Below are 10,954 nucleotides of genomic sequence, written 5' to 3'. Positions count from 1 at the left end.
GAATTTATACCAATTTATGTTAATACAAAAAAAATAAGCTATTGGAAATAAAAACGTGTGACAATAAAGAACTGAGTTAAAAAGCCGATAATTATTTCCCCAATTAAACATATCTTTGCATCCTATTTAAAGAAACAATGCGCATAGATATTTTAACCGTATTACCAGAACTTTTAAAAAGCCCTTTTGAAGCTTCTATTTTAAAACGTGCAATAGAAGCCGGTTTAGTAGAAGTACACTTTCATAATTTAAGAGATTACGCAACTGGAGGCTATAAAGCTATTGACGATACTCAATTTGGTGGCGGAGCTGGTATGGTAATGCTCATAGAACCTATTGACAAATGTATTACTAAACTACAAGCAGAACGTAGTTATGACGAAGTCATCTATATGACACCAGATGGTGAACAACTTAATCAAGGTATTACCAACCATATATCATTAAAGGAGAACATTATAATCCTTTGTGGTCATTATAAAGGTGTTGACGAACGGGTTAGAGATTTATTCATTACCAAAGAAATTTCAATAGGTGATTATGTTTTATCTGGAGGAGAACTTGGTGCTGCAGTACTCTGCGATGCTGTGATACGATTAATACCTGGAGTATTGGGCAATGAAACTTCTGCCCTAACCGACTCGTTTCAAGATAATTTATTAGCACCACCAATTTATACAAGACCAAGAGAGTATAAAGGCTTAAAAGTACCAGAAGTTTTATTTAGTGGCAACTTTCCGAAAATTGAAAAATGGAGAGAAGAACAAGCCTATAAGAGAACTGAGGAGAGACGACCAGATTTACTTGAAGATTAAGCTATTAAAATTATTCATTATTAATTGTCAATTACCGATTAATAATTATATTTGCACCCAATTTTAGATTAACCTCTGGCGAGAATCGTGAATGTTAATTTGGAATAACTATTATAAAAAAAACAAAATGAATTCTTTAGTAAAATTTGTACAAGACGAATTTGTAACCCGTAAAGACTTTCCAGAATTTAGTGCTGGTGATACAATCACTGTGTATTACGAAATTAAGGAAGGAAGTAAAACACGTACACAGTTCTTTAAAGGAGTAGTATTACAACGTAAAGGAACAGGGTCTTCTGAAACGTTTACTATCCGTAAAATGTCAGGTATAATTGGTGTAGAGCGTATCTTCCCAGTTCACTTACCTGCTTTACAGAAAGTTGAAGTTAACAAAAGAGGTAAAGTACGTAGAGCTAGAATTTTCTATTTTAGAGGTCTTACTGGTAAGAAAGCAAGAATTAAAGAAGTTAGAAGATAATTTAACTTACATAACTATTAAAAAGCTCTCAAATTTGAGAGCTTTTTTTAGTTTATGAACTTTTGTTAATAACTACGGTTTATAAGATGTTTATATCTAAACAGTTAAAAAAATTGTTTTTTAGTAAATGTAACTTACTTTAGCTAAACAATTAACAACAAACCTGGTTTGGTTTTAAAAGTAATTTTGAATTTATGTTAAATTGTTGATAGAGTAACGTTCTTTATTTAATGAGATTGTTTTTTGAGGTTGGCGAACCGCTTGTGTAAGCAAGTGTTGGGAAGTTAATCATGAAACCAAATACTTATAACATGCATTGTAGGTTGTAAGTATAAAGTGAAAAGCTTAGAAGAAGTAATGGAATCGAAAGTGCACATGAAAAGGATGAGCAATGTTTTTGAAAGTATTAAACACGCAAGTGAATGATAAAGAAAAAACATCAAAAAAAACAAACTTAAGAAACTTAGTAGTATCAAGTCAATACATTTTGAAAGATATGAAACGTTTCATTGAAGCAAAAAAGCTTGAACTGAAAAAGATGATGGTGCAAACCATACAGCTGAGTTAGTGAAAACTAAATAGGTCACGTAAGTAATGTTTCAAAAAGAAGCCATGTCAGAGCAGTTTTACTGTAGTGATATGGCTTTTTGTGTTCTACTAAATTTAAATCGTATTCTTGTTGTATGAACCTTCCACTAATAGACAATCAAAATTTTAAAAGTCAGAATTACACAAAAGATATACTCTCTAAAGGAGAATATATTGATTGCATATTTACAAATTGTAATTTTGAGAATTCAGATCTCTCTAATAGTTTCTTTTTAGAATGTAAATTCATCGATTGTAACCTTAGTAATATTAATGTAATGCATACAACTTTTAATGATGTTAGTTTTAAGGATTGCAAATTAGTTGGTGTATTATTTCAAAACTGTAACGATTTCTTACTCGCTTTTAGTTTTACTAATTGCTCTTTAAACTTAAGTTCCTTCAATCGATTAAAAATTAACGGTACTAAATTTTTAAATTGTAAAATTAATTAGGTTGATTTTACAGAAACAAAAAGCTAAAAACACTTTTTTTTTAAACTGCAATTTAAAGGGCGCGATTTTTGATATTACTAATCTCGAAAATGCAGACTTCTCTACAGCCTATAATTTCTCTATCAACCCTTCAAGCAATCAAATTAAAAATGCGTTTTTTCAAAAGACAACTGTTTTGGGCTACTTAGTTCATTTAATATTAGAATAAAATAACACTTTAATTATGTTCGTTTTATTGTCATTTAATAAAATATATAACTGTTTACTGTTAATCTAATACTAGCAAAATAATATCATTTTTGTATATTTGCTCAGCTTAAAAATAAGCTACTATTCAATCCAATTATTTTACGCCCTATGACAAAGACAGCAAAGATTGTTTACACAAAAACCGACGAAGCACCAGCCTTAGCAACCCGTTCATTTTTACCAATTGTTAAAGCGTTTACAAAGTCTTCAGACATTACCATAGAAACTAAAGATATCTCATTAGCTGCTAGAGTTTTAGCAACATTTCCAGATTTTTTAACAGAAGATCAAAAAGTTGTTGATGCCTTAGCTGAACTTGGTGAATTAGTAAAAAAACCAGAAGCTAATATTATAAAACTTCCAAATATTAGTGCATCTATTCCACAACTTAAGGACGCTATAGAAGAGTTACAAGCAAAAGGGTTTCAACTTCCAAATTATCCAGATGATCCAAAAAGCGCTACAGAAAAAGAAATCAAATTACGTTACGATAAAATTAAGGGTAGTGCTGTAAACCCTGTTTTAAGAGAAGGAAATTCAGACCGACGAGCTCCAAAAGCCGTTAAAAATTATGCCAGAAAAAATCCGCATAGCATGGGAGCTTGGTCATCAGATTCTAAAACTCATGTCGCAACAATGTCTCATGGAGATTTTGCACATAATGAAAAGTCTTTAACTATTGCTAATGCCACAAATGTAAAAATAGTTCATACAGATGCATCTGGTACTCAAACACTATTAAAAGACAACTTAGGTTTACTCAGTGGCGAAATAATTGATGCTACAATTATGAGTAAAAAAGCATTATTAAGTTTCTTAGAATTAGAAATGGAAGATGCCAAAGCACAAGGTGTTTTAATGTCCTTGCATATGAAGGCCACGATGATGAAAGTTTCTGACCCAATAATTTTCGGTTATGCTGTTAAGACATATTTTAAATCCTTATTCGAAAAACATGCTACAACTTTTAAAGAAATAGGTGTTGATCTAAATAATGGATTTGGTAATCTACTTGAAAACATAGAAGAACTACCACAGGCAAAAAGAGATGAGATTAAAGCAGATATAAAAACGGCTTTTGAGAACGGATCTGATTTAGCCATGGTAAATTCTGATAAAGGAATTACGAACCTTCACGTACCAAGTGATGTCATTATAGATGCGTCAATGCCTGCAATGATTAGAACATCTGGTAAAATGTGGAATGCAGAAGGAAAACAACAAGATACTAAAGCGATAATACCTGATAGTAGTTATGCTGGTGTTTATATTGCTACGATAGATTTTTGTAAAAAACATGGAGCATTTGATCCAACAACAATGGGAACCGTTCCTAACGTTGGACTTATGGCTCAAAAGGCTGAAGAATATGGGTCTCATGATAAAACTTTCGAAATTTCATTAAACGGTAAAGTTGAAATTATTGATACTACAAATACGATTTTAACAAGTCATAATGTTGAAGCTGGAGATATCTGGAGAATGTGCCAGGTTAAAGATGCACCTATTCAAGATTGGATTAAACTAACCGTAACAAGAGCAAGAGCTTCACAAACTCCAGCAGTATTCTGGTTAGATGAAAAAAGAGCTCATGATGTAGAATTGATAAAAAAGGTAAATCAATACCTCCCTAATTATAATACTTCTGGGTTAGATATCAGAATTTTATCACCTATCGAAGCGACTAATTTTACATTAGAACGTATTAAGATTGGAAAAGACACTATCTCTGTTACAGGAAACGTATTGAGAGATTACCTAACCGATTTATTCCCAATATTAGAAGTTGGTACAAGTGCTAAAATGTTGTCTATTGTTCCGTTAATGAATGGTGGTGGTTTATTTGAAACAGGAGCTGGTGGTTCTGCACCAAAACACGTTCAGCAATTTGTTGGAGAAAATCATTTGCGCTGGGATTCATTAGGTGAATTTTTAGCATTAGCAGTTTCTCTTGAGCATTTTGCAAAAGTTAACAGTAACGAGAAAGCAAAAATTTTAGGAGAAACTTTAGATGATGCTTCAGATAAATTATTAGAAAATAAAAAAGGCCCTTCTCGAAAAGTGAATGAACTAGACAATAGAGGTAGTCATTTTTACTTAGCGCTTTATTGGGCAGAAGCATTGGCAAATCAAAATAACGATGCAGATTTAAAATCTGAGTTTACAAGTGTTTTTAATGCCTTATCTTCTAATGAAGAAGCGATTATTAAAGAACTTATAGATTGTCAGGGAGCTGCTGTTAATATAGAGGGCTACTACTTACCTACTGAAACTTTAGCTTGTAATGCAATGCGACCTAGTACTTTATTAAATACTATTTTAAATTAATAAAGACAAGGATTAGGTTATGTTAAAAGCTTCTATAAAGAAGCTTTTTTTATTCTTTTAATTTAATTTTGAGTAACTAGACAACCTTTTCTATTTTTGAAATGTCTATATCTAAAATCATCAATCAGAAAATTATTTATAATTTATGATAATGCATATTAAAAGAATTCTAATCTTTTTTTTATTATGTTCTTCTTTGCTTCTTAAAGCACAAGAAAAATTTACGCTAAGTGGAACCATAACTGATAGCCAAAGTAATGAAACACTTATTGGCGTTAATATTATAGTCCCAAATTTACAATCTGGTACTATGACTAATGAATATGGCTTCTACTCTATTACCTTACCTTATGGAGCGTATAAAATTCAGATTAGTTATTTAGGCTATACTACGATTTTAGAAACTATAGAGTTGAATTCGGATTTATCAAAGAATTTTAAGCTAATAGAATCTATAGAAAACCTTAACGAAGTTGTGATAACTGAAGATGTTGAAAAACTAAACATTAAAAACCCACAAATGAGCGTCAACGCTTTATCTATTAAAACGATAAAAAATATGCCTGTGATTTTAGGTGAAGTTGACATTATTAAATCAATCACACTACTTCCTGGTGTAACAAATGCAGGTGAAAGTTCATCTGGCTTTAATGTAAGAGGTGGTGCAGCAGATCAGAATCTTATTCTTTTAGATGAAGCAACTATTTTTAACTCTTCGCATTTATTTGGTTTCTTTTCTGTATTTAATCCTGATGCTATTAAGGATATTAAATTATACAAAGGTGGTATTCCTGCAAAATATGGTGGGCGTGCTTCTTCAGTACTAGATATTTATCAAAAAGAAGGAAACAGCAATGAGTTTCATATGAATGGTGGTATTGGGTTAATTTCTAGCCGTCTTCTGGCTGAAGGTCCTATAAAAAAAGACAAGAGTTCATTTCTGTTAGCCGGTCGGAGTAGCTATGCACATCTATTCTTACCACTTTTCGATTTAGACAATGTGGCATATTTCTATGACCTTAACACCAAACTGAGCTATAGACTAAATAACAATAATAGTGTTTTCCTCTCTGCCTATTTTGGTCGAGACGTATTTGAATTAGCCGATAGTTTCGAAAACACCTATGGAAACGCGGTTGTGAATTTTAGATGGAATCATTTATTCTCAGATAAACTCTTTTCTAATTTATCGTTAATATATTCGGGTTACTATTATGGACTTAAATTAGATTTTGTAGAATTTGATTGGGAATCTGGAATTAGGAATTTTAATATTAAATACGATTTTAAGCATTATATCAGTAATAGTTTCAGGCTAGAATATGGTTTAAATAGTATCTATTATAAATTTAATCCAGGTGAAATTAATCCTACAACCGAAAGTTCTGGTATTAACCCTTTTAAACTCATTGATAAATATGCATTTGAAAATGCTGTTTATATTGATGCAGAACATAAATTAAGTAATAAATTGTCAGTGGGTTATGGCATGCGTTTTAGCACATTTCTTCGTTTAGGACAAGACGAAATAAATATATACGAAAATAACAATCCTGTACTATTTAATGAAGATCTTGGTATCTATGAAAAAGCCAATCCTATAAGTACCCAAAACTACAGTAAAAAAGATGTTATTAAATCTTTTGCCAATATAGAGCCTAGATTAGCTATTGCGTATCAACTCAATGATAATACTTCAATAAAGGCAAGCTACAATCGTATGAGTCAATACTTGCATTTACTTTCTAATACAAGCTCACCAACTCCTCTAGATGTATGGACTCCAAGCGGAAAATATGTAAAGCCACAACTTTTAGACCAGGTTGCATTAGGTTATTTTAAAACTTTGAAAAACAATAAATTCTCTTTAGAAATCGAAAGTTTTTTTAAAACCATTAAGAATCGAATCGATTATATAAATGGTGCTAATTTAATAGCTAACAATGCTATTGAACAAGTCATATTAAATGGTGAAGCTAGAGCCTACGGATTAGAAATCCTTTTAAGAAAAAATGAAGGTAAATTAAAAGGTTGGTTCGCATATACATTGTCAAAATCAGAACAAAGAACACCTGGAAGAATAGCGACAGAAACAGGAATCAATAATAGCGAATGGTACAATACTGCTTTTGATAAAACCCATGATATTTCTTTAACTGGTAGTTACAAACTAAATACAAAATGGTCTTTTAGTTCTAATTTTCTAGTTCAAACAGGCCAACCAGCGACTTTTCCTAATGGACAATATCAATATAATAGTATTGTTATTCCGAGTTTCGAAGCTCGTAATTCAGGTAGGTTACCGTCATATCATCGTTTAGATTTAGCAGTAAATTACAATCCTAATCCTGATAGTTCTAAGAAGTTTATAGGTGAATGGGTTTTTGGAATTTATAATGTTTATAACCGAAGGAATGCTGCTAGTATATCTTTCAGAGAAAATAGAATAACTGGTACTAATGAAGCTGTTAGACTTGCAATTTTTGGTATAGTGCCATCAGTTTCATATAATTTTAAATTTTAACTCATGAAAAAAATAATATACATCGCTGTTTTATTTTGTCTTTGTTATAATTGTGAAGATGTAGTAGATATAAACCTCAATGAAGCAGAACCTCGATTAGTTATAGAAGCATCTATTAATTGGTTGAAAAACACAGCTGGAAATGAACAAAGTATAAAACTTTCACTATCTGCACCATTCTTTAATGAAACAACCCCTCCAGCAAATAGTGCTAATATTCAAATTTCTGACACCAACAGTAACATCTTTAATTTCATTGAATATGGCAATACTGGGATATATATAAATAACACTTTTATTCCCGTCATTGACGAAACATATACACTAACTATTAATTATGCAGGAGATTTATATACTGCAACAGAAACATTAAAATCAGTACCGTCAATAGATTTTATAGAACAGAATAATGAAGGTGGTTTTACAGGAGAGGATATAGAACTAAAAGTATTTTATACAGATCCAGCAAATGAAGAAAATTATTATTTCTTTGAGTTTATTAGTGATGTACCTGTAATTCCAACCTTAGAAGTTTACAACGACGAATTCACTAATGGTAATCAAATATTTGGGTTTTACACAGAAGAGGATTTGGAGTCTGGAGATGAGGTTACCATTAGAAACTATGGAGTTTCTGAACGTTTTTATGAGTTTATGTATGTTTTATTACAGCAAGGCAGCGCTGAAGGTAGTGGCCCTTTCGAAACACAACCTGCTACTGTTAGGGGAAATTGCACTAATGAATCTAACCCAGATAATTATCCTTTTGGGTATTTTAGACTCTCAGAGGTAGATGAAGTTGTTTACACGATTGAATAAATTATTTTAGTCTTTTCATTTAGATATACAAATCATAAAATCTCAAGTATTAGCGTCTAAGGACATCGTTTCTACCACTAAAGTAGCACATCTGTCAAAATTATTTATTACCTTTAAACATGTTATTTACTAAGACTACAGAGCAAGATTCTCAATACAATAATCTCGAAAACATGTCTATTAATGAGATTATTACTAATCTCAATAATGAGGATAAAACGGTTCCTTTAGCAGTAGAAAAAGCACTGCCACAAATAGAATCACTCATAGAACAAATAGTAATTAAATTAAAAAACGGAGGTCGATTATTTTATATAGGTGCCGGTACAAGTGGGCGCCTAGGTATTCTAGATGCTTCTGAATGCCCACCGACCTTTGGTGTCTCTCATGATGTTGTTATAGGTTTGATTGCTGGTGGTGATTCAGCCATTAGAAGCGCTGTAGAATTTGCCGAAGATTCCACTACGCAAGGCTGGAAAGATTTACAAGCTTTTAATATTTCAAAAAATGATGTCGTTGTTGGCATTGCTGCTTCTGGCACAACACCTTATGTTATCCATGCTTTAAAAATATGTAGTGAGCAAAATATAGTAACTGGTTGTATTACTTGCAATAAAAGTAGTCCGTTATCACTAACGTCAAAATTTCCGATTGAAGTTATAGTGGGTCCAGAATTCCTTACAGGAAGCTCAAGAATGAAGGCTGGTACAGCTCAAAAACTCGTCCTTAATATGATTACAACAACAGCTATGATTCAGTTAGGCAAAGTAAAAGGGAATAAGATGGTAGATATGCAATTAAGTAATGATAAATTGGTGGACAGAGGCATCAAAATGCTTTCAAAAGAATTAGGTATTAGTTTCGAAGAAGCGCAACCTTTATTAGAGAAATACAAAAACGTTAGAACAGCAATTCAAAATTATAAGCATGGAAACGGAAACTAAACGAACCGACAAAGATCTTCTAGTAAAAGGGATTAAAACTATGGGATTGACTTTGGTATTGATGTTTGTAGGTCCAACGCTTATCTATGTTGGATTAAGCAATCCTGAAAAACCGTTATACATCCCAATTCTTATTGTGGCTTCAATACTCTGTATTCTAGCTATATACCTTGCTTTTAAAGGTTTAAAGACAATTATGGACAGTATGTTTAAAGAGTAATTATTCTACTAAAAAATTAAACACCTTCACATAAATTAGGAAACCTATATTGTTGATATACCAAACGAAACACTACTTAGCTTGTTTATTAAAACGTTCATCTAAAAGCCCTAAAAATAGTATCAAATAATCTATATTTTTCTACATTATATTTTACGAACTTTTCTATATTCATAGTCCCAATCTACTCAACACTATAACCTTCATGTGCAAATAAAATAGTCATTACTAAATATGCAAAAGCACTATTTTCTTTATAGACAGTAACATTTTACAAGCTTTTGTTATAGACAACCAAAACATAAAAAACTAACCAATTAACTACCAACTCATTTGTAAATCTTCAATTTTCTAGTTAGTAATATACCTCTTTTAACAAACTTATCATTTTCTCTAGAACGTTGCAGAACTGATATACTTCTAAAAAGAGCTAGCAAAAAAGGACAAAACCAATAAAGACAGATGAGAAAATAAAAACGATTCGTGTCATTAGAGACTAACTTATGTACATAAATATTATAAAAAATAGGTTTATTATACCTTTAACTGATAGCATCAAGATTTATGACCTTTGTATATGTTATGTCTTGCCTCATTTATTTATGGATGCTGTTAAATAGAATTATAGAGGTCAGTAGTTACCTCTAATTACGCAGCTCACTCAAATCTGAAAAAATCTGAATTGAAAATCGCGGAATTAAAGCCGAATAAAACGCTAAATTTATCACTCAAAATTTGACTTTAGCCAGTTGCAGAATTATCACTCAAACGTGAATTTCTAGCTGCTGACTTTTTAGTTTGTTTGCGGAATTTAGAAAGTAAATGAAAACCGAACTGTGCGTGAATTGAGCTACTTTCGGAATTGTTTACTCAATCGGAATTGAAAAAATTGTGGAATGAAAAGCAATCGGAATTAACTCATACCGAATTGAATTGTACAAAACCAAGAACTAAAAAGTAATAACTAGAGGTAACAACGTATATAAAAAATTGCTTATTTTAGCTTAATCAAAAGGTCGTTGCACGTTTGCTACGTCTGATTTTCCTTCGGAAAATCCTCGCACGCAAACCCGCAACTTTCCATATACAAATCCGATGGAATACATTCAGCGAAAAACTGACAAAAATGGCCTCCATCTCACCAGCTAAACCAAATTGCATTAAGGCTTATTTAGAATCTTCAACTTTTAACTGCCCATCGAGGAAAATCGTAAGCCATCGGTTGCTAAAAGTAATTTGATTCGACTCATCGAACTCTCGATCCAATAAAGTGGCTCACTTATCAAATTTTAAAAAAAAATTCGCCAAGCGTGTCGGCTAATAAACTTCAGTCTCGCGTGGACGCGCGAAACTAAAGCTCATTATCTTACACTTTTTGTATCTTCGTTCTCAAAGCCGAACTGCGTTTAGCAGGTGAGTTAGTTGCATATAATTTGTTTGTGATATACTTTCTCTTTGTTTACCATTTTGGTTATTATAAGCTAAGTTCTAACTTAGATATGTGTTATCTTTGTTAAAAATGCTATTATATGAT

At 31.7% G+C, this 10,954-nt stretch carries 9 protein-coding genes; all 9 read left to right on the top strand.

Translation table 11 applies throughout. From position 1 onward, the window contains the following. Positions 1–137 precede the first annotated feature (137 nt). Positions 138–815 (top strand): tRNA (guanosine(37)-N1)-methyltransferase TrmD, encoded by a 678-nt coding sequence (gene trmD, locus AAC053_RS12240; protein ID WP_339757028.1) that lies wholly within the window; start codon positions 138–140, stop codon positions 813–815. A 127-nt stretch (positions 816–942) separates the two neighbouring features. Next, positions 943–1,293, top strand: coding sequence for a 50S ribosomal protein L19 (gene rplS / locus AAC053_RS12235; protein ID WP_339757025.1), 351 nt, complete (start codon positions 943–945; stop codon positions 1,291–1,293). A 683-nt stretch (positions 1,294–1,976) separates the two neighbouring features. After that, the gene (locus AAC053_RS12230) at positions 1,977–2,336 is read left to right on the top strand and encodes a pentapeptide repeat-containing protein (RefSeq protein WP_339757022.1); all 360 of its coding nucleotides are present in this window, start codon (positions 1,977–1,979) and stop codon (positions 2,334–2,336) included. 1 nt (position 2,337) lies between these two features. Beyond that, positions 2,338–2,544 carry a pentapeptide repeat-containing protein gene (locus AAC053_RS12225; protein WP_339757020.1) on the top strand — a complete coding sequence of 69 codons (207 nt, stop codon included), beginning with the start codon at positions 2,338–2,340 and terminating at the stop codon, positions 2,542–2,544. 149 nt (positions 2,545–2,693) lie between these two features. Next, a complete protein-coding gene (locus AAC053_RS12220) occupies positions 2,694–4,913 on the top strand; it encodes an NADP-dependent isocitrate dehydrogenase (protein WP_339757017.1) in 2,220 nt (739 codons plus the stop codon). Between the two features lie 151 nt (positions 4,914–5,064). Then, entirely contained in the window at positions 5,065–7,437 is a 2,373-nt protein-coding gene (locus tag AAC053_RS12215) for a TonB-dependent receptor (protein ID WP_339757015.1), read from the top strand. Positions 7,438–7,440: 3 nt separating this feature from the next. Next, entirely contained in the window at positions 7,441–8,256 is an 816-nt protein-coding gene (locus AAC053_RS12210; protein ID WP_339757012.1) for a DUF4249 domain-containing protein, read from the top strand. A gap of 119 nt (positions 8,257–8,375) precedes the next feature. Continuing rightward, positions 8,376–9,200: an N-acetylmuramic acid 6-phosphate etherase gene (gene murQ, locus AAC053_RS12205; protein WP_339757009.1), complete on the top strand. Its 825-nt coding sequence runs from the start codon at positions 8,376–8,378 to the stop codon at positions 9,198–9,200. Then, entirely contained in the window at positions 9,184–9,420 is a 237-nt protein-coding gene (locus AAC053_RS12200) for a DUF6095 family protein (RefSeq protein ID WP_339757006.1), read from the top strand. The genes murQ and AAC053_RS12200 overlap by 17 nt, the downstream gene beginning before the upstream one ends. The last annotated feature ends 1,534 nt before the right edge of the window (positions 9,421–10,954 follow it).

Origin of the sequence: uncultured Winogradskyella sp. (assembly GCF_963975125.1) — a bacterium.
Taxonomy (GTDB): Bacteria; Bacteroidota; Bacteroidia; order Flavobacteriales; family Flavobacteriaceae; genus Winogradskyella.
This window is presented reverse-complemented; position numbering and strand designations above follow the sequence as displayed.

Coding starts and splice junctions, on each gene's coding strand:
- trmD (WP_339757028.1), top strand. CDS start 138: ATGCGCATAGATATTTTAACCGTATTACCAGAACTTTTAAAAAGCCCT.
- rplS (WP_339757025.1), top strand. CDS start 943: ATGAATTCTTTAGTAAAATTTGTACAAGACGAATTTGTAACCCGTAAA.
- AAC053_RS12230 (WP_339757022.1), top strand. CDS start 1,977: ATGAACCTTCCACTAATAGACAATCAAAATTTTAAAAGTCAGAATTAC.
- AAC053_RS12220 (WP_339757017.1), top strand. CDS start 2,694: ATGACAAAGACAGCAAAGATTGTTTACACAAAAACCGACGAAGCACCA.
- AAC053_RS12215 (WP_339757015.1), top strand. CDS start 5,065: ATGCATATTAAAAGAATTCTAATCTTTTTTTTATTATGTTCTTCTTTG.
- AAC053_RS12210 (WP_339757012.1), top strand. CDS start 7,441: ATGAAAAAAATAATATACATCGCTGTTTTATTTTGTCTTTGTTATAAT.
- murQ (WP_339757009.1), top strand. CDS start 8,376: ATGTTATTTACTAAGACTACAGAGCAAGATTCTCAATACAATAATCTC.
- AAC053_RS12200 (WP_339757006.1), top strand. CDS start 9,184: ATGGAAACGGAAACTAAACGAACCGACAAAGATCTTCTAGTAAAAGGG.